The organism is Streptomyces sp. NPDC021093 (genome assembly GCF_044333135.1).
Lineage (GTDB): Bacteria > Actinomycetota > Actinomycetes > Streptomycetales > Streptomycetaceae > Streptomyces.
Genome location: NZ_JBIRQJ010000001.1, coordinates 494,756 through 513,947 on the forward strand (window position 1 = coordinate 494,756; position 19,192 = coordinate 513,947).

General features: G+C 71.5%; 16 protein-coding genes and 1 pseudogene. 5 read left to right on the forward strand and 12 right to left on the reverse strand.

Features of this window, described 5'->3' with window-relative positions; translation table 11 throughout:
* Positions 1-2: 2 nt before the first annotated feature.
* The 10 genes from ACH4SP_RS02280 to ACH4SP_RS02325 all read right to left on the reverse strand — a co-directional run bounded on the left by ACH4SP_RS02280 (position 3) and on the right by ACH4SP_RS02325 (position 11,058).
* Entirely contained in the window at positions 3-2,090 is a 2,088-nt protein-coding gene (locus ACH4SP_RS02280) for a condensation domain-containing protein (RefSeq protein WP_398408290.1), read from the reverse strand.
* Positions 2,087-2,794: a 4'-phosphopantetheinyl transferase family protein gene (locus ACH4SP_RS02285; RefSeq protein ID WP_398408291.1), complete on the reverse strand. Its 708-nt coding sequence runs from the start codon at positions 2,792-2,794 to the stop codon at positions 2,087-2,089. The genes ACH4SP_RS02280 and ACH4SP_RS02285 overlap by 4 nt, the downstream gene beginning before the upstream one ends.
* Entirely contained in the window at positions 2,788-4,191 is a 1,404-nt protein-coding gene (locus ACH4SP_RS02290; protein ID WP_398408293.1) for an MATE family efflux transporter, read from the reverse strand. Before ACH4SP_RS02290 ends, ACH4SP_RS02285 begins: the two co-directional genes overlap by 7 nt.
* A complete protein-coding gene (locus ACH4SP_RS02295; protein WP_398408295.1) occupies positions 4,184-5,386 on the reverse strand; it encodes an acyl-CoA dehydrogenase family protein in 1,203 nt (400 codons plus the stop codon). The genes ACH4SP_RS02290 and ACH4SP_RS02295 overlap by 8 nt, the downstream gene beginning before the upstream one ends.
* Entirely contained in the window at positions 5,383-6,069 is a 687-nt protein-coding gene (locus ACH4SP_RS02300) for an acyl-CoA dehydrogenase family protein (protein ID WP_398408297.1), read from the reverse strand. Before ACH4SP_RS02300 ends, ACH4SP_RS02295 begins: the two co-directional genes overlap by 4 nt.
* Positions 6,066-6,977 (reverse strand): hypothetical protein, encoded by a 912-nt coding sequence (locus ACH4SP_RS02305; protein WP_398408299.1) that lies wholly within the window; start codon positions 6,975-6,977, stop codon positions 6,066-6,068. The genes ACH4SP_RS02300 and ACH4SP_RS02305 overlap by 4 nt, the downstream gene beginning before the upstream one ends.
* Positions 6,974-7,258 (reverse strand): acyl carrier protein, encoded by a 285-nt coding sequence (locus tag ACH4SP_RS02310; RefSeq protein ID WP_398408301.1) that lies wholly within the window; start codon positions 7,256-7,258, stop codon positions 6,974-6,976. Before ACH4SP_RS02310 ends, ACH4SP_RS02305 begins: the two co-directional genes overlap by 4 nt.
* Positions 7,259-7,379: 121 nt before the next feature.
* Entirely contained in the window at positions 7,380-8,696 is a 1,317-nt protein-coding gene (gene lysA / locus ACH4SP_RS02315) for a diaminopimelate decarboxylase (protein ID WP_398408303.1), read from the reverse strand.
* Positions 8,686-10,089: an ATP-grasp domain-containing protein gene (locus ACH4SP_RS02320; protein WP_398408305.1), complete on the reverse strand. Its 1,404-nt coding sequence runs from the start codon at positions 10,087-10,089 to the stop codon at positions 8,686-8,688. The genes lysA and ACH4SP_RS02320 overlap by 11 nt, the downstream gene beginning before the upstream one ends.
* A gap of 84 nt (positions 10,090-10,173) precedes the next feature.
* Entirely contained in the window at positions 10,174-11,058 is an 885-nt protein-coding gene (locus ACH4SP_RS02325) for a ketoacyl-ACP synthase III family protein (RefSeq protein WP_398408306.1), read from the reverse strand.
* A gap of 123 nt (positions 11,059-11,181) precedes the next feature.
* Between ACH4SP_RS02325 and ACH4SP_RS02330 the strand changes: the two genes are divergently transcribed.
* On the forward strand, positions 11,182-11,487 hold the full coding sequence (locus tag ACH4SP_RS02330; RefSeq protein WP_398408308.1) for a phosphopantetheine-binding protein: 306 nt from the start codon (positions 11,182-11,184) through the stop codon (positions 11,485-11,487).
* 34 nt (positions 11,488-11,521) lie between these two features.
* Here the strand turns inward: ACH4SP_RS02330 and ACH4SP_RS02335 are convergent, their stop codons facing one another.
* Together ACH4SP_RS02335 and ACH4SP_RS02340 are read right to left on the reverse strand one after the other, a co-directional pair.
* Positions 11,522-13,063, reverse strand: coding sequence for a class I adenylate-forming enzyme family protein (locus tag ACH4SP_RS02335; RefSeq protein WP_398408310.1), 1,542 nt, complete (start codon positions 13,061-13,063; stop codon positions 11,522-11,524).
* 89 nt (positions 13,064-13,152) lie between these two features.
* Positions 13,153-13,956, reverse strand: a pseudogene (locus ACH4SP_RS02340) (SDR family oxidoreductase); the annotation flags it as partial.
* A 459-nt stretch (positions 13,957-14,415) separates the two neighbouring features.
* On the opposite strand from ACH4SP_RS02340, the gene ACH4SP_RS02345 reads away from it, so the two are divergent.
* The 4 genes from ACH4SP_RS02345 to ACH4SP_RS02360 all read left to right on the forward strand — a co-directional run bounded on the left by ACH4SP_RS02345 (position 14,416) and on the right by ACH4SP_RS02360 (position 19,105).
* Positions 14,416-15,492, forward strand: coding sequence for a glycosyltransferase family 4 protein (locus ACH4SP_RS02345; protein WP_398408312.1), 1,077 nt, complete (start codon positions 14,416-14,418; stop codon positions 15,490-15,492).
* A 37-nt stretch (positions 15,493-15,529) separates the two neighbouring features.
* Positions 15,530-16,939: a nucleotide sugar dehydrogenase gene (locus ACH4SP_RS02350; protein WP_398408314.1), complete on the forward strand. Its 1,410-nt coding sequence runs from the start codon at positions 15,530-15,532 to the stop codon at positions 16,937-16,939.
* A gap of 79 nt (positions 16,940-17,018) precedes the next feature.
* Entirely contained in the window at positions 17,019-18,068 is a 1,050-nt protein-coding gene (locus ACH4SP_RS02355) for an NAD-dependent epimerase/dehydratase family protein (RefSeq protein ID WP_398408316.1), read from the forward strand.
* Positions 18,065-19,105 (forward strand): glycosyltransferase family 4 protein, encoded by a 1,041-nt coding sequence (locus ACH4SP_RS02360; protein WP_398408318.1) that lies wholly within the window; start codon positions 18,065-18,067, stop codon positions 19,103-19,105. Before ACH4SP_RS02355 ends, ACH4SP_RS02360 begins: the two co-directional genes overlap by 4 nt.
* Positions 19,106-19,192: the final 87 nt, after the last annotated feature.

Consider the following 19,192-nt stretch of genomic DNA (forward strand, 5'->3'; position numbering starts at 1 on the left):
CGTCAGTCCCTGGGAGGAGCGGTCGGGGAGAGCTTCGCGGCGACGGCCCGCAGGGGCAGCGGCCCCAGCAGGTCGGCCGGGATGATCCCGGCGAACCCGGCCGCGGACAGGTGGTCGATCACCAGCGGGGCGAGGGACGTCCGGCCGCCCGCCGGAAGGTAGGGGGTCGCCATGTCGGCCACGAGTTCGGGACACCGGGCGGTGACCGCAGCGACGAGTGCCCGCTCCTGCGGGGTGCGCGGCGGCTCGGGCCGGGACGGGAAGCCGTCGCCCTCCGCCGTCACCCGGGCCTCGGCCCAGGCTTGCGGGGTGGGCTGCTCCGGTGCTTCCCGGCACACCACGAACCAGTGCGGCAGGACCAGGGACGGGCGGTCGGCCAGGGCGGACGTCAGCTGGGCACGGAGCTGCTGCGGTGTGGTCGGCCCCGAGACGTGGGCGACGAGCCGACTGCTGATGTTGCCGCCACCGCCACCGCCACTGTCGCTGCCGCCGCTGTCACTGCCGCTGTCTCCGTCGACGCACTCGGCGAAGACGTCGGCCGCCGTCACGTCCGGCAGTCCGGCGAGGAGCGCGGCGCACTCCCGGGTGTTCACCCAGGAGTGGTCCACATGAACCCACCCGTCGCCGAACTCGCGCCGTGGAAAGCCGAGTTGATCCTGTGCCCGGCGGACGGGCGTGTCCGGGGAGACGGTGCCGTCGGCCCAGCCGGCGATGAGCGCGCCGATGCCGTGCAGGGCGCGCGCGATGCGTTCGCCGTCCGTCACGGAGGTGTGTCCGTGCATCGACAGCGTGACACCGTCCTCACCGGTCTCCACCGCGAGATACAGGTCGGCGCTGTTGTCCTGCCAGTCGATGGGCGCCTTCTCGACGACGAAGTCGTCCGTGGTGGCCGCCCTGTGGTGGTCGGGGTGCGGTGTCTCGGGGTCGTGTTCGGGCCGTGCCCTGGCGAAGTAGTTGTACGTGACGCCGATCCTCAGGTTCATGCCGCGCTCGTGGCCCGCGCGGGCGCGCTCCTCCGTCATCTCCAGCGAGGAGTACCGGGCGAAGCGCTGTGCCGCGACGACGGCGCGGAACACCTTGGTCAGCAGGGTCGCCGACGAGTCCGCCGCCGCCACGTCGAAGACGACGAGCGCGGGCTGGAAGAAGCAGCCCACCGCGGCGGACAGCATCGGGTCCGCCCGGTTGGCCGTGTCCATGGACACCACGCAGCGGTCGTTGCCGGACAGCGCGGACAGGGCCGCGCCGTAGGCCGCGAGGTAGACGACACCGGGGGCCACCTTGTGCGCCGCGGCGACGCGCTCTGCGGCGAACGCGAGCCGGCGGGACCTCAGGGTCACCCGTTCGTACGGGCTCGGCGGGGTGAAGCCGTCGAAGTGCCCCACGGGCGCGGGCCGGTAGCCGGGGAACATGCCCTGCGGGATCGACCGGTAGCGCTCCCGCCAGTACGCGCGGACCCGCTCGCGGTACCGGGACCGTGCGGCGGAGTGGTCCAACTCGGCCTGTTCGCGCGGCTGTCGGGCGTCCGGCTGCGGTACGCCCGGCAGCGGTACGTCCGGGTGCGGTGCGTCGTCGGGCCGGGCCGCCCCGCCCTGCCCGGCGGCCCCGACCAGACCGTGGAGCGCACGCTCCAGGGCCACCCAGCTCTGCCCGTCGATGGCGCTGTGGATGGCGGTCACCACCACCCAGGCACCCCCGCCCTCAGCTCTGACCAGGGCGAACCTCACAGGCCTGTCCCGGGCGGGGTCGAAGGGGCGCGCGGCGAGGCGCTCCGACACCGCCGGGAGGTCCGAGGCGTCGCCCACGGTGCGGAACTCGAAGACGGCCGGCCACGGCGGATCCACTTCCTGGACGGGCCTGCCCGCGTCGTCGTGGAGGAAGCGGGTCCGCAGGGATTCGTACCGGCGCACCAGAGTGCTGAGCGACGCGAGGACGGCGTCGTCCGGAAGCTCCGCGTCCAGGTGCCAGGAGCGGGTGATCTTCACGCAGTCCCGGGTGGCGCCGTAGGAGGGTATGTCGAAGTACAGGAACCAGTAGTGCTCCTGCCCCCAGAGCATGGGTGCCCTGCGTGTCCCGATCTGTGTCTCTTTCACCGTGGCTCCCACTGTCGGATCGTCAGGTGTGCCGGTGCCGTACCGGTCAGGGCGAGCGCCGCACGGTGGCCCGGCGGCGCGGGTACGTCGCGTACCGACCAGCACCCCGGAAGGCGTCCGGCCGGATCGTGCACGCGGAGGGGACCGGGGGAGCGGGGCGCTCCCGCGACCGGGAGCCGCAGGCCGTGCCCCAGCAGGTGCGTCCCCGCCGCCTTGGTGCAGGCCTCCTTGCGCGTCCACAGGGAGAGGAACACCCCCTCGCGGTCGACCGCGGCGGCCGCCGCCACGAGCGCGCTCTCGTCGGCGGTGAAGTACCTGCGGCTCAGCGCCAGGACGTCCCGGCCCGCGACCGGCCGCTCCAGGTCAACGCCGACGTCACGCGGGCCCGTCACCGCGAGCAGTGCCTGCGGGCCGCAGTGGGACAGGCTGAACCGCAGCGCGTCCTCGTGGCCCGCGAGGTGCGGTTTGCCCCAGCGGCCGGTCCGCCAGCCGAGCCCTGCGGGCGGCCTCGACACGTACCGGCCCAGAAGGCGACGGGCCGCACCGCGTGCGGCCTCGAACCTGGCGCGCAGCACCGGGTCACCGATACCGGCCGCCCGGTCCCGCTCCGGCTCGCTCAGTGCCGTACGCAGCAGGACGCCCGCCCGCGCGGCGGCCGCGTCGAGATCGATCCGCCAGACATGGACGGTGTCGGTCCTCAGCACGCCTGCTCTCCGGCCCGTTCGGAGTCCGGGGCGTCCGCGGCTCGTTCGGAGTCCGGGGCGTCCGCGGCCCGTTCGGAGTCCGCGACCAGTTTCCGTACGAAGGCGGCCGCCGCCACCAGGGCGATGGCGCTGACCAGGTTGGAGACGGCGACGGTCCAGTAGAGCCCTTCGGGGCTGTCGCTCACGGCGACGGCCCAGCGGCCGACGACGACGTTCCCGCCGAAGTAGACGACGTTCAGGATCACCGCGCGCCTGCCGCCGCCGATGTGTTCGAGCAGGGTGAGAGCCACCAGGACCGGACCCTCGACCGCATAGGTCAGACCCACGATGCCCAGGTATCCGGCGGCCGCCCCGGCCGCCTCGGTCTCGCCCGTCATCAGCTGGGCGATGACGTCCCGGCCGAAGAACGTCACGACGGCGATCACGGCGAAGACGGCGAAGGACAGCAGGATGCCGCTGCGGTAGGTCGCCGCCAGGCTCGTGTAGGAGCCCGCGCCGCGCTGCTGGTTGATGATGATCGCGGTGGCCGAGCCGAGCACGAGCGCGGGCATGATGATCAGGCTCTGTACGGAGGACGCGGTGGAGAACCCCGCCACGGTCGCCGCGCCGAACGGCCCGAGCACCCACACCAGGGCGAGGCTGTAAAGGGAGATGATGCCGAGGGTGGCGCCCACCGGCAGGCCCACGGACTTGACGTGCCGGAGCACGGCGGACTGCCACGGGGCGCGCTGGCCCCGCCGCCAGAGCCCGGCGCGGCGCAGCAGCCACAGACCCGCGGCCGTACCCGCGACGGCACAGAAGGCCGCCGCGATCGGCAGGCTGTGCATCCCGAGCCCCGTGCCGAGGCCGAGCCAGGCCACCAGCGCGATCTCCACGAAGGAGCTGACCAGGGTGAGGACCAGGCCCTGCCGGGCGAAGCCGAAGCCCCGCAGTGCGGATGCGCACAGCGCGGGCCCGAAGCCCAGCAGGCTGACCACGGACATCCAGCGCAGGAACCAGACGAACTCCTCCCGCGCGGCGTCGGGCACCTCGAACAGCGACGCGAAGAGGGGCGCGCCCACGGAGAGCAGCAGCGTGAGCGAGGTCCCGACGACCACCCAGACCTTCATCATGTTCACGGTCAGCGGGTAGACGTCCTCGGGGGCGTCCTTGCCCTTGCTCAGGGAGCAGGCGACTTGCGTGCTGACCGCGAGAGCCGCGTTGACCGCGCTGAACACCATGCCCAGCGGCAGGAACAGCGAGCGCACGTACAGGGCGTTGCTGCCCATCCGCCCGACCATCGCCACCAGGATCAGCATGGTGAGGTAGCCGACGATCTCGCCCACGACCATGGGAGCGGCGAGACGCGCGATGCGCAGCGAGCCCCGTGCGGCCGATGCCTTCTTTTCCTCAGCCATGGGAGCCGCACCGGAAGCCGTGGGACCCGTCCTGGACGAGCCCATGGGAGCCGCCCCGGACGAGGCCGTGGAAGACGCTGAGCCGCTGGACGTTCTCCGTGCCCTCCATGTACTCGACGCCGCGTGCGTCCCGCGCCAGCTTCTCCAGGAAGGGGTGCTCGAAGCGGGCACCGGCCCCGAAGAACTCCAGGGCCTGCAGGGTCGTCTCCTCCGCGAGCCGGGCCGCGCGCAGCTTGGCCATGCACGCCAGCTGTCCGGCGGAGACGTCCGCGTCGACGGCGACCGCGGCCCGCCGGGTCAGCCGGCGCACCCCCTCGATCCGGCGCTCCATGCCGTCGAGCCGGCACTGCTCCTCGCGCGTGAGGCCGGCACGACACGTACGTACGTACTCGTGCGCGGCCCTCGCCAGGCCGACGCCCATGCTGGCGACGACGGGCCGCAGCAGGTTGAAGGTGCGCAGCCAGCCCGCCATGCCGCGCCGGGTGGGCGACAGGTGTCTGCCCAGGATCCGCTCGGGGGCGACTTCCACCGATTCCAGTGCGAGGGAGCCGAGTTGGGCTCCCCGCAGGCCGAGCGTGGCGACGGGCTCGGCCGTGACGCCGGGGGCTTCGGCCTCCACCAGCGCCGCGTTGACACCGAGCGGTCCGCCGCCCGTGCGTGCGAACACCACACCCAGCCGGCCGCGCACCGCGTTGCCCACGTACCGCTTGGTGCCGTTGAGCCGCCACGGTCCTTCGCGCGCCTCTCGGGTGAGCGTGGTCGTCAGACCGGCCGCGTCCGAGCCGCGTTCGGGCTCGGTCAGGGCGAAGAAGGTCCAGGTGGGTTCGGCGAGCACCCGGCCGTAGAACCACTCCTTCTGTTCCTCGTCCCCGAGCGCGTCCACCAGGGCGCCCGCCATGGGCGCTCCCGGGGCGGCCAGGGCGGTGGCGAGGTCGCCCCGGGCCGCCTCCTCGTAGTACACGACGCGTTCCAGGGCGGTCATCAGGAAGAAGTGGTGCCCGGAGAGGGTGAGCGGGTCCGGGTTGTACGCGGGCGGGATCTGCAGGGTGCCGAGGCGGCCGAGCCCCGGGTGGTGCAGCAGCCGCGCGGGCAGGGTCGGGTCGCGGTCCACGTCGAGCGCGTGCGGCCGCAACTCCGCCCACCATTCGCGGGCCTGGGCCTGCAGCAGTGCATGGCGCCGGTCGAGTTCGATCACAAGGCGGCCCCTGGTTCGGTTCCTGGTTCGGTCCCTGGTTCGGGGTGGTGGTGGCAGGCGTACGCATCGGCGATCAGCTCGGAGAGCAGGGCGGCGCGGCCCGGACCTTCGGCGGTGAAGCCGAACGCCCCGAGCAGCCGCAGCACCGTCCGGTCGGCGCCGGTGAGCTGGCGGTGCAGGTCGCCCAGGGTCGCCCCGTCGAGCACGGGGGCGAGCAGCACGGTCTCGATCGCCGTGTGCTCCGTGGCCGCGTCGGCCAGCGCCCCCTTGACCAACTGCTGTTGCAACAACGGTGCGTCGTGCACGGTGCGCCGGCCCAGGTGGTCGACACAGGCGTCGAACAGCCCGCGGGACAGTCCGAGGCGCAGCCACGCGAGGGCGGTGGACAGCATGTTCCCCGTGGCGGCCCGGTCGGCGCTGTCGGTGCCTACGACCGTCAGCCCGCTGCCCTCCAGGGCCACGGGACAGACCGAAGGGACCTCGGACAGCCGGGCGGCGGGGACCAGGGCGTGGCCCGCCGGGCCGCTGAGCAGGGCCCCTGCGGGGACGGCGCGGTACAGCTCCTCGACGGCCCTCAGCGCGCCCGCTGCCCGCGCCGTCCCGGCGAGCGACTGCTGGAACTCCGGGTCCGAGAGATCCGCAGGTGGCGCGTTGTGCATGCGCGTCGTCATGCGCGTCGTCATGGGCGTACCTCTCCCTCTTGAGCGGTGGTGTCCACCCGGCACAGCCCCAGGTAGCCGAACCGCGCGTCGTAGTCGGCGAGCAGTACGGTCCTGGCGGCGCGCCGCGGTTCGGCGAGTTCGTCGGCGAGCACCGCCCAGATCCCGGCGCAGGGCATCCCCGGCGGTGCGGTGCGCAGGTTGACGCCATCGGGCACGTCGTGGCTGCTCCCGGTCAGGCCCGCACCGGCGATCAGTAGGGGCTGCCCGGGGCCGCCCGAGGACCGGTCCGTGAGCTGTGCCAGGTGTGAGGTGAGCGCGCGGGAGACGTCGTCCGGTTCGACCCCGGACCGATGCTCGGCCGTGAGGCCGCCCAGCGGGCCCGACACGTCGAGCACCAGCGCGACCGCGGTGTCGCGCCCGGCCCGCATTGGCTCGGGCACCGGCCCCCGGTGACCCACGGCGGACTGTTCGGCGACCAGTACCAGCACACGGTGGGCGCCCTCGACGGGGATGCCGCCCACCGCCATGCGCAGAGCGGCGAACGGCGACGTGACGCCCTGCTCGGAGACCGCGAACGCGAGCCCGGTCCTGGCGGTGGACCGCACGAGGCGGCTCATCGACCAGCCGGGGGTCGAGTCGGGCGTGGCGTGCGTGAGCAGGGCGAGGTCGAAGTCGTCCCCGTACGGGACGAGTTCGGGCAGCAGTGCCGAGACCATCGCCGAGTACGTCGTACGCCCCGCACCGAAGCAGTCCTCGTCCACCGGGAGCCGGGCGGACGCGGCGAGGTCCGAGAAGTACTCCCGGTCCGACGCGTCGAAGGCTTCGTTCCGCCCGAAGTCCCGCCGTCGTACGTGCGCGAGGCGCAGCAGCGTCGGCGGGGCCGCGCTCCCCGCGGTGGCCGTCCGCGGGGGCGCCGACGTGTGGATCACTGCTCGGGCTCGTCGAGCTGCCTGGCCGCCTGGGCCGCGAGCGAACCGACCGTCTCGAAGTCGCCTGGTTCCAGCGTCTCCGGGTCGAACTCGAAGCCCAGGTCGTCCTCCAGGCGCATCAGCAGTTCGAGGACGCTGGTGGAGTCGAAGCCCAGGTCGTCGAAGAGCCGGGTGTCGGCGGTGATGGAGGCGGCCTCCCGGCCGCGCATCTCGGCGAGTGCGGCAATCGTGGTCCGCGTGATGCGGGCCAGGTCGGCGGAGGGGCCGGTGTGGGTGGTCATGGTGGTGTGCGCTCCTTGCGGCGGGTGTCGTGACGTCGTGGGTCTGCGGTCGACTGGTGGGCGTGGCTTGGTTGTTGGGCTGCGGACAGCCGGTGGGCGCGGCCTGGTTGTCGGGCTGTGGTCAGCCGGTGTGCGTGGCCGTCCCTTCGGACGTTTCGGTGAAGTCGTAGCTCCGCTGCCGGGCGAGGAGGTCCTGCGGCCGGTCCCGCTCCCGCACCAGGAGCGGTCGCCCCCGGTGCACCAGGACCTCTGCGGGATGGCCGTGGCTGAGGAAGTGGACGGGCGACGCGCTCGGCCCGTACGCACCGGACTGGAGCACTCCGATCAGGTCACCGGTCCTGAGGGACGGCAGCAGGACCTTCTTGCCCAGCGTGTCGTTGGGAGTGCACAGCGGGCCCGCGATGTTCCACACCTCGTCCTCGTCCGCTTCCGCCCCGGTGCGGTTCAGCAGCCGGATGGGGAAGTTGCGCTTGACGAAGGACCCGATGCCGACGGCCGCCATGTGGTGGTGGGTGCCGCCGTCGACGATGGCGAACCGCTCGCCCCGGGACTCCTTCAGATACCGGACCCGCGTGACGTACGTACCGGCCGGCGCGGTCAGGTAGCGGCCCAGCTCCATGATGATGCGGGTGCCGGGGCGGCCCGCGGTGAACTTCTCGATCACCGGGTTCAGCAGCGAGGTGAGGACCGCGGGGTCAAGATCGCGCTCGCCGTCGAAGTACGGCACGCCCAACCCGCCGCCGATGTCGACGAGTTCGAGGGGGAAGTCGAGCGCGTCGGCGATCTGCTCGGCGGCTTCGAGGATGCGCTCGGTGTGCTCGGCGACGACGCCCTCGTCGAGCACCCGGGTGCCCATGTAGATGTGGATGCCGACCAGGCGCACCGAGGGGAAGCGCTCCGCCAGGCCGCTCTGCGCGAGCAGCGTCTCCTGGTCGATGCCGAACTGCCTGCTGGTGCCGCTCATCACGAGCTTGGCGCCCTTGACCGAGAAGCTGGGGTTGACGCGGAGCGCCACGCGCGCCGTGACCCCGCGCTCCGCGGCGAGCCCGTCGAGCAGCGCCAGTTCGTCGAGGGACTCGCAGACGACGGCCGCGATCCCCGCGTCCAGGCACGCGATGAGTTCCTCGGTGCTCTTGCCGGGGCCGGGGAACACGATGTCGTCGGCCGCCACGCCGGCCTGCCGGGCCGTGGCCAGTTCGGTCAGCGAGGAGACCTCGGCCCGCGCGCCCAGGGAGTGCAGCAGCGCACAGACCGCGACGTTGGGGTTGGCCTTGAGGGAGTAGAAGACCTCGACTGCGGGGTGCAGCAGCTTCCGCAGGCCCTGGTACTGGCGGGTGATCGCGTCGGCGTCGTACACGTAGAGCGGGGTGCCGAACTCCGCCGCCAGGCCGGACACGGGCAGGCCCTGGATGTGGAGTTCGGTGGGTTCAGCGGCCATGGCGGTTCTCCTCCGTGAAGGCCGCGAGGCGTGCGGCTGTCTGATGGTCGAGGGCGGCGAGCCGGTCGTCGCTGTCGGCGACGGCGATGGCGTAGAGACGGCCGTCGAACGTGTGCCGCCCTTCGTCGGTCCGCAGCCGGTGCGCGGCCGCGTTGACGGTGGCGTAGTTGTTGACGAGGAGTCCCGCGGGGGCGCCGGGAGTCAGCAGCAGGCCTTCGAGGAGGTCCGCGAGCCGGGCGAACGGCAGCGGGCCGCGCAGGGTGACGGGGTACTGGGTGGCGAGTGCGACCTTGCCCTCGGGTATGCAGCGGTCGCGGACGCGCTCCTGGTACGTCGACATGTTGTTGCGGGCGTTGATCTCCACGAGGGGGTAGAGCCCGCCCGCGGGATCGACCATCGCGTCGACCCCGACCGGGCCGAAGTACCCGTCGGCGAAGAGGCGTTCGCCGATGGCGCGGGCCGCTCCTTCGAGTTCGGCGCGCTGGGAGGCGTCGAGGCGGGCCGGGATGCGATGGCCCTTGTGGACTCCGGAGTCGGTGACGGCCTCGCGGACGAAGTCGAAGGTGAAGGACCCGTCCCTGCCGACGGTGAACTGGTAGTTCAGGTCGGTCTGCTTGGCGACCCAGGTCTCGACGACCATGCTGACCCTGTCGTCGCCTGTGCGCTCCGCACGACGGGCGATCTTCCTCGCGACGCGTTCCAGGGATGCCCGTTCGGAGACGACGAGGAGACCCTTGCCCGAGACGCCGTAGGAGTCCTTCGTGACGACGGTTTCGCCCCTGTCGAGGAGCTCACCGGCCTCCGTCACCGCGTTCGCCAGGTCGTCGACCGTACGGCAGACCCAGCCGTGCGGCTGGCGCAGCCCCAGCGTGGTGGCGACCTCGCGGCTGTACGTCTTGCCGTTGACGGCCTTGCAGACCCGCGCGGACGGCAGGGCGAGCCGCAGCCCTGTGAGTTCGGCCAGCTTCTCCTCGCGCTCGGAGACCCCGTGCGGCCACAGGGCCGGGTTCCCGGGGAGCGCGCCGAGCTCTTTGCACAGGACGGGGTCCGCGAGGACGTCCTCGACCACCGTGAGCTGCGGATCCTGGGTGGCCGGGGTGAGGACGCGCGGAAGTTCCAGGCCCAGGGCTTCGAGGTGTGCCAAGTGGTCAGGGTCCGGCGCGGACTTGAGGACCACGTGGTCCTGCGGCCCGGCGAGCAGCAGACAGAACTCGTCCATGCGGTTGGCCATCTCGCGGGTCGCGCTCGCGGCGATCCGGGGCAGCCCGGGTTCGTTCTCGGCCCACTGGTTCTCCACCTCGAAGTTCCCGAGGAGGACCATGGGCGCGTCCGGTGCGCCGGCGAGGGCGGAGCGTATGCGGTCGGACCAGAGGGGTGGGGGAGTGGGGTGCACAGCGCCTTGCACAGCGCCTTGCACGGCGCCCCTTTCAGAATTCATTCCGTAGTCATCCTCCGTGCTCACCTTCGGTACTCACCTTCAGTGTTCGAAGACCATGGCCGAGAAAGTCGCGCCGAGTCCGACAGAGGTCATCACATACCGCTGGCCGGGCTGCAGCCTGCCCTTTTCGCGGGCGGTCAGATAGTTGAGGAAGGCATCGGCTCCGAAGCAGTGGCCGATCTCGGAAAGGTTGTCCGTGAAGAGCCGTCCGGCTCCTCGGATTCCCAGATTGCGGAACACCGGAAGCCAGGACATCCGATTGACGTTGTGCGGCAGCACCAGAGCGATGTCGTCCATGGCCACGCCGGCGCGTTCCACGGCGGCGCGCACGACGTCGGCCAGCGCCTCCGGATAGACCTTGCGGAATTCCTCGGCCGTGTCGTCGGCCATGGACATTCCGTCCTCGAATTCCCCCCTGGTCTGTGTGGCATAGCCGAGCAGCCGGTCGCGGGGGCCGTCGGCGCCGACCAGGACGGCTGCCGCGCACTCGCCCATCACCCCGGTGCCGGGGATCACCCGGGCGCTGGCGGTGAACACCTTCTCGCCCGTCAGGACCAGCGCGAGTGCCTCCCGGTCGCCGTCAGCGGCCAGCAGCCGGCCCGCGAGTTCCACGGCCAGCAGGCCCGATGCGCAAGCGTGCTGAGTGACGCAGAAGGCCTGCGCCCCGCGCAGTCCGAGGGCGTCCCGCACCTCGTGCACGGTGCTCGTCGGATAGGGGTCGGCCACCGGCATCGTGCGGGCCTGGAGCACGTACCGGACGCGGTGTTCGTGCCCTGCCAGACCGTCCAGCCGTTCGGCCGCGCGCAGGAGCTGGAAAGCCGGATCGGGTTCCTCGTCGACGCGGACCTCGGAGAATCCGAAATACCTTTCGTAAACCGCGATCTGTGCATCCGGAACCTGATCCCTCTGCAGGAACTCCCGCACGGGAACCCGCCTTTCGGGACGGTAGCCGGCGACTTCCCGAAGCGCTGTCAAAGGAGGCTCCCCAGTAACTCCATGCGAGGGTACGGGTGTTTATCCCGGTGCGGTGCGCATACCATGGCGGACATGGTCAACGGAGCAGCCCACGGGGCAGTCGGAAATCTCGGTCGCATATCCGTCATCGTCGGCGAGGAAATGGGGGACATTCTCGGCTGTCCGGCGCTCTCCGCGGACGAGGACTTCTTCGCCCGCGGGGGCGACTCGCTGCGCGCCGTCGAACTGGTCACCAGGCTCGTCGCCCGCTGGCAGCCCGCCGAGGGTCCGGCCGCCGACCGCCTCCAGGCGGCTCTGGTGACGGCGGTGTTCGACGGCCCGAGCCCGGACCGCCTCGCGGCGGTGATCGGGGCGGAGAGCGGGGCGGTCATTTCCTGATCCTGATCCGGGTGCGGACGGGGCCGGGGGCCGGTCACGACTGGCTCCCGGCCGAGACCGCGGGCAGGAGCGCGCAGGCCCGCTTCACCGCTGCGAGGTCCGGTTTCCCCAGCGTCGTGCGCGGCAGCGCGGCCAGGACATGGAGCTGGTGCGGCACCTCGTAGGCCGCCAGCCTGCCGCGCACGTACGTCAACAGGTCCGCGACGCCGCCCTGCGGGTCGCGCAGCACGACGGCCGCGTGCACCGACTCCTCGCCGTCCGCCTCGTGTCCGAAGACATGCGCCTCCACCACGTCGGCGTGCGCACCGAGAACGTCGCCGACCCGGCCGGGGTCGACCTTGCGGCCGCCGACGTTGATGAAGGTGCTCCTGCGGGCCAGGACGGTGAGGTCGCCGGAGGCGTCGATCGTGACCAGGTCGCCCGTGTCGTACAGACCGTCCTCGTCGAATACGGCCTCGTCCCGTACGTCCCCGTCGTCGAGGTAGCCGGTGAAGAGCATCGTGGTGCGTACGAGGAGCCGGCCGGTGGCGGATCCCGCACCGGTCTGCGCGGGGGCGATCCGCCACGTCGCCGAGGGGTGGATCCGGCCCGCCGACCCTTCGGGCCACGGCTCCTCGCGGTCGTACTGACACGCGATCACCCCGGCTTCCGTGCTGCCGTAGATCTGGTGCACGGGCAGGCCGAGCACCTGCTCAGCCTGCGCTCGCGTCCCGGGCGGCAGCGGACCGCCGGAGGAGAGCAGGGCGCGCAGCGCAGTTCCGTTTCCCGTTCCGCTTCCTGAATCGCTCCCCGTGCCGCTTCCCGTGGGCCGGGGGGCCATGCCGAGGATGCGGTAGATCATGGGTGTGCCGAGCAGCACCGTGGCGCCCTCGTCGATCGCCGTGTGCACGGCGCTGACGCTGAAGCGGGCCGTGGTGACGATCTCGGCGCCGGCCGTCAGGGCGCCTGCGACCAGGCCCATCATGCCGAAGGAGTGCGCCATGGGGATCGGGCCGAGCAGACGGTCGGCGGGTGTGTAGCCGTAGGTCTCGGCATAGAGGCGGCCGCCGCGCTCGATGTTGGCGAGGTGCTGGCGGACGATCCGGGGTTCGCCGGTGGAGCCGGAGGTCAGGCCCAGGATCTCGGGGCTGCGGTCCGGAGCGCGCAGCGGACCTCCCGGGTCCCCGCGTACCTCCGCGTACGCCGTCGTATCGCTGCCATTGCCATTGCTACTGCCGTTGCCATGGCCGCTGCCGCTGCCGCTGCTGCCGCCGTCGGGCCCGATCACGTACCGCGCGCCGATCCGCCGGGCGACGGACCGTTCGGCGTCCAGGTGCGAGCTGTTCGCCTCCAGGCAGAGCAGGTCCACCGAGGCTGCCGTGAGGCCCAGGAACACCGCGAGGCTCTCGGCGGAGTTGTCGAGCACCAGGACGACGGGCGAGTCGCGCCCGACCGTGCGTTCTGCCCACTCGGCCGCCCCGGCGGCTCGGTCGCGCAACTCACGCCAACTCGTACCGCGCCACCGGCCGTCGGCGAGCACCCGGACGGCCGGGGCGTCCGGGCGTGCGGCCGCGTGCTCTTCCACCTGCTGATGCATCAGTGACCTGCCTCAAATGCCGTGGTATGCCCGGAAGTTGACTGTGCGACCGCTGGTGGGCCGCCGGCCGTGAGCCCGCCCAGGGATAGTCCGCCGTCGACGTGGATCGTCTGGCCCGTGATGTACGAGGCGCCGTCTCCGGCGAGGAAGGCGAGTACCGCCGCGACGTCGTCCGGACGCCCTGCGCGGCGCACCGGGGTGACCTCGGCGACCGACGCCGCCCGCGAGCCACCGCCGGGTGCGGTGCTTCCTCCGGTGCTTCGTACGGTGCTTCCTGCCGCGCTTCGTACGGTGGCCCGCGAGGTGGTCTGTGCGATGCTCCGCGCGGTCATCGGGGTCTCGATGAACCCCGGAGCCACGGCGTTGACCGTGATGCCGAGCGGGCCGAACTCGACGGCCAGTGCGCGGGTCAGCCCTTCCAGCCCTGCTTTGGCGGCCGCGTAGTTGGCCTGGCCGTGGCCGCCGAGAGCGGAGATGCTCGACAGGTTGAGGATCCGCCCCCAGCGTGCCCGCGCCATGTGCTTCTGGACGGCGCGGGCGCAGAGGAAGGCCCCGCGCAGATTCACCGAGTGCACCCCGTCCCAGTCGGTTTCCGACATCGTGTGGACGGTGGCGTCCCTGATGACGCCCGCGTTGTTGACGAGGATGTGCGGTCCGCCGAGTGCCGCGGTCGTGGCCCGCACCATGGCCTTGACCTGGCGCGGGTCGGAGACGTCGCAGGCCACGGGCAGGGCCCGGCCCCCTTCCGCGGTGAGTTCCGCCGCCAGGCGCTCGATGCCGGTGACATCGATGTCGGCGAGGGCGACCGCGACGCCCTGCTGGGCCAGTCGGCGGGCCGAGGCCGACCCGATTCCGCCGGCTGCTCCGGTCACCACGGCTGTGCGGCCGTTCACGGACGTTCCACCGGCTCCCCCTGGCAGCTCTGAATTCGGCACGCCTTTCGGGTGGGCCGCGGTAAGCAGTCATGGCTGGCTGAAAGGAATCGAAACATAGGGCCGTCTCTTTTACTTCGATTTTACTCAGGATTACTCAGATCTGCGTGCCGCATGAAACGACCGTCACGCTAGAGCGTCTTCGTGCATAACGTCAAGGATCAATCCCAGTAAGCGGTATAGCTGGGCAAACCGGCACAGAACCCCGCTCTCCAAGATTGCTTGACTAAAGCGAATTAGTTATTTAGCGTCCGAGGACCTCGCTTGAGCACCGGCGCCGGGCGAACCAGCCTTGGGCACGCTCGCGCCGTTCAACCCTCGCGTGCCGACGCGTACTTCGACCTTGCCCTCTTCCCGCGAACAGCGGGCGGAAGGGGCAGCGCGTCGGGCACTCACCAGTGGAAGCAGGCCGGTCGCATCGTGAATGAGAACGTCCCCGTGCCCGTCAATTTAGTCGCGCACTTTCTCGTGGCGGATGGTTATGGAAGCCTGGCCGAGTACGCGGCGCTGGGAATGACCAAAGAAGGCGCTCGGGTAAACATCATCCCCATCAAGGTATTCCCCGAGGGCCTGTCGCCGGGGATGCTCGACCTGCTGGCGCATTCCACCCCGTACCGGGAAGGCCCGGTGCTCTTCTCCGCGGCGCTCGAACCTGAACTTGAGCTCTATGCGCACACCGAGCATTTCGTCCACACGATGTGGGAGTCGAGCCGGTTGCCCGCCGACTGGCCGCGCAAGCTCAACCGCGCCAGGGCCGTCGTCGTGCCGACCCGCTTCGTGGCCGACGTCTGCCGGGCCAGCGGTGTGACCGTCCCCGTCGAGGTGATCCCGGAGGGCGTCGACCCGGAGCTGTACCCGTGGATCGAGCGGCAGGCTCGCGAGGGCGTGACGACCCTGGTCGTGGGTACGGTCCTGCCGCGCAAGCACGTCGCCCAGGCGATCGAGGCGTGGCAGCTGGCCTTCGAAGGCGATCCGACGGCCCGCCTGATCATCAAGTCCCGGTTCCAGACGGCCCGGACGCACGGCCTCACCGTCGACGACCCGCGGATCAGGCTGATCGACGACCAGGAGATGGTGCGCGGCATCCTGCACTGGTACGAGCAGGCGGATGTGCTGCTCGCGCTGGGCAGTGAGGGTTTCGGTCTGCCGCTGGTCGAGGGCATGGCCACCGGGCTGCCGGTCGTCGCGCTGTCGTCGGAGGGGCAGGGTGACGTCTGCCAGGACGCGGGCGATCTCGTCCTGTCCGTACCGCCGTCGCACTGGGAGGTCGCGGACGAACCCGGCTACGGACGGTGCGGGGTGCGCGGGGTGCCGGACGTCCAGGAGGTCGCGAAGCAGCTGCGATGGGTGGCCGGCCACCGCGAGGAGGCGGTCCAGCGGGGCGTCGCCGCATCGCGGTGGGTGCACAAGAACCGGAACCTGTGGCACAAGGGCCCGGCCCTGCTCGACGTCATGGAGACCCACATGCGGCCCGCGCACCCGCTGCGGGCCCGGTGACCGGCGGCACCGGGCCGACCGGGAGGGGAGGGGCCAAGTGACGAGCACCGACATCAAGAAGAAGACGAGTACCGACACCAGGAAGAAGGGGACCGACATCAACCACAGCCGCCATGAACAGCGACCGGGCACAGCCTGTGTGATCGGCCTCGGATACGTCGGACTCACCCTCGCCGTCACCCTCGCCGCACAAGGCCGCCGAGTCATCGGCGTCGAGCGCGACCCGGCGGTCCGCGAGCAACTGGCCCGCAAGCAGCCCCATGTCCACGAGGCCGGCCTGGAGCTCGACCGGGCGGTCGACAGCGGTCTGTTCACGGTGACCGGCACCGTGCCCCCGGGCCACGAGGCGGACACGTACATCGTGTGCGTCGGTACCCCGGTGGACGAGAGCGGCGTCCCCGACCTGACCCAGGTCGAAGGCGCGGTCCGCTCGGTGGCCGAGCGCGCGGTGGACGGGAACCTGGTGATACTCCGCTCCACCGTGCCGGTCGGCACCTCCCGGGCGCTGCTCGCGGAACTCCGCGCGCACCGGGACGTCGAGCTGGCCTTCTGCCCGGAGCGGACCGTCCAGGGCGTCGCCGTGCGGGAGCTGCGCAGCCTGCCGCAGATCGTGGCCGCCTCCACGGCCGCCGCTGCCGAGCGGGCCGCCGCCCTGTTCCGCACCCTGACCCCCGACATCGTCCAGGTCTCCGCCCTGGAGACGGCGGAGATCGCCAAGCTCGCCTGCAACGCGTACCGCTACGCGAGCTTCGCCTTCGCCAACGAACTCGCGCGGCTCTGCGAAAGCGTGGGCGTCAGCTCCCGCGAGGTCCACGAAGCCGCCGCGACCGGATACGCCCGCGGGGCGATGCCGGCCGCGGGTCCGGTCGGCGGTTCCTGCCTCCCCAAGGACACGGCGATCCTCTCCCGGGCGTTCCAGGACCACGGATCACCGGGTTCCGCCCTGCTCGACGGCGTCACCAGTGCCCATCGGGCCACCCCGGCCCAGGTCGCCGACCGGGTGGCGGACCGGATGTCGCATCTGACCGTGCACGGACCGCCGACCGTCGCGCTGCTCGGCGTCGCCTTCAAGGGCCACCCCGAGACGGACGACGAACGTTCCTCCCCCGCCGTGCAGATCATGGCGCGGCTGCGCGAGAGGTTCGGCGGGCGGGCCGTCCCGGTCGTCCGCTCGCACGACCCGCTGGTGCCGCACGCCAGGCAACGGGCGCTGGGGTACGAGCCGTACACCGAGGTCAAAGAGGCCGTCGACGGCGCACACCTGGTCGTCATCGGCACCAACCACAAGTCGTACGCGGAGCTCTCGCTGCACTGGCTCTCCGAGCGGATGGCGAGCCCGGGACTCGTGTACGACGCCTGGGCCGTGCACGCCCACGACAGCGCGGCGCTCACCGGCGACGTGGAGTACCTCGCCTTCGGCGAGGGCCGACCGACGCGGTCGTCATGACGCGACCGACCGCGCGGCACCGGCGGACAGCGAAATCGGTACACGAGAAGCGAATGCGGCACATGCGAAAGGAAACAACGTGAAGGTCCTGGTGACGGGGGCGGCCGGCTTCCTCGGCGGATACGTCGTCGAAGAACTGCTGGCCCGCGGATACACGGTCGTCGGCCTCGACAACCTCTCCAAGTACGGAAGGCCCGCCCGCACGCTCCCGCCGCACGAGCGCTTCACCAGCGTCGTCGGCGACGCGGCGGACCAGGACCTGCTGTACGAACTGTCCGCGGACTGCGACCACTTCATCGCCAACGCGGCCCTGATCGGCGGCGTCCGCTACATGAAGGACCTCGCCTACGACATCCTGGCCACCAACAACCAGCTGGTCGGTGCGGCGGCCGAGGTCGGCAGGCGACGCCACGGCGACAAGCTCCGCAAGGTCACCTACGTCAGCTCCTCCATGGTGTACGAGGGCCACCCGGGCACCGGTTTCCGCGAGGGCGACGAACTGGACGTCGCACCGCCGTCCACCGCCTACGGATTCCAGAAGCTGGCCGTCGAGTACTACGCCAAGGCCGCCTGGTCCCAGTACGCCCTGCCGTACACCATCGTCCGCCCGTTCAACTGCGTCGGCGCGGGCGAGCGGCACGCCACGCACGGCAGCACCTCGTCGGGCGACCGGCAGCAGATGGTGCGCGGGCACGTCATCCCCGACTTCGTCGAGCGGGCGCTGCGGCGGGAGAATCCGTTCCGCATCCTCGGCGACGGACGCCAGTTCCGCACCTTCACCTACGCCAGGGACATGGCCCGCGGCATCGTCCTGGCGATGGAGTCGGAGGCCGCGCACAACGAGGACTTCAACCTCTCCGGGCAGCACGGCTGCACCATCGCCGAACTCGCCCGGTTCGTCTGGGACCGGGTCAACCCCGGGGAGCCGCTGGTGCTGAAGCACGAGGAGGCCTTCCCGGACGACGTGCGGGTCCGCAGGCCCGACACCCGGAAGGCCGCGGAGGTACTGGGCTTCAGGGCCGACACCCCGCTCGACGCCATGGTGGACGAGGTCCTCGCGTGGGTGCGCGAGACCGAACTCGCGGCGGCCGGACCCTCGGCGGCCGAACTCGCGGCGGCGGCCCGGTGAGCCGATCGGTCAACCTGGCGGGGGAGTTCTACGTACACGACGGCTACGCGGGCATCTCCGAGTACATCGTCGTCGGCCTCAGCCGGCTCGGGGTCCGGGTCAACCTGGTCCCGTTCAAACTGGAGAGGGCCGGTCTTTCCCCGGAGATGCTCGACATCGTGGCGGCATCCGGGGGGATCGAACCCGGTCCGCTGCTCTTCAACTCATGGGTGCGGCCGGAACTCGAACGGTTCGCGGCGCGCCCGCACCTCATCCACACGATGTGGGAGTCGAGCCGCCTGCCGGCGAGCTGGGTCGGGCCGCTCAACCGCGCACAGGCCCTGATGGTGCCGACCCGGTTCGTCGCCGACATGTTCCGTACGAGCGGGATCACCGTGCCCATCGAGGTCACACCGGACGGCGTCGACGCCGACGTGTACCCCTGGGTGGCGCGCCCCGAGCGGGCGGGCATCACCACGCTGGTCGTCGGTACGGTCGTACCGCGCAAGCACGTCGCCCAGGCGATCGAGGCCTGGCGACTGGCCTTCGCGGACGACCCCGCCGCCCGCCTGGTGATCAAGGCGCGGTTCGGTGCGGAGGGGCGCGGCGGCCTGACCTCGCGCGACCCCCGGGTCACGATCGTGGACGAGAACGAGCCGACCCGCGGCATCCTGCACTGGTACGAGCAGGCGGACGTGCTGCTCGCGCTGGGCAGTGAGGGTTTCGGTCTGCCGCTGGTAGAGGGCATGGCCACCGGGCTGCCGGTCGTGGCGCTGTCGTCGGAGGGGCAGGGCGACGTCTGCCAGGATGCGGGCGATCTCGTCCTGTCCGTACCGCCGTCGCACTGGGAGGACGTGTACGAACCGCACCTGGGGCACTGCGGAGTGCGCGGCGTCCCCGATGTCGAGGCGGCCGCCCGGCAGCTGCGCTGGGTGGCGGACCACCGTGCCGAGGCCCGCGCCCTCGGGCAGGCCGCGTCCGACTGGGTGCACAAGGAGCGCGACATCTGGCAGAAGCCGAAGGCGATGCTCGACGTGCTGGAGCAGTACGGCGGCTGAAGGGCCGTTGGCGCCCCGGCCCGACGGTCACCGTCCCGGCCCGACGGTCACCGTCCCGGCCCGGTAGCCCCGTCCCGGCCCGACGGT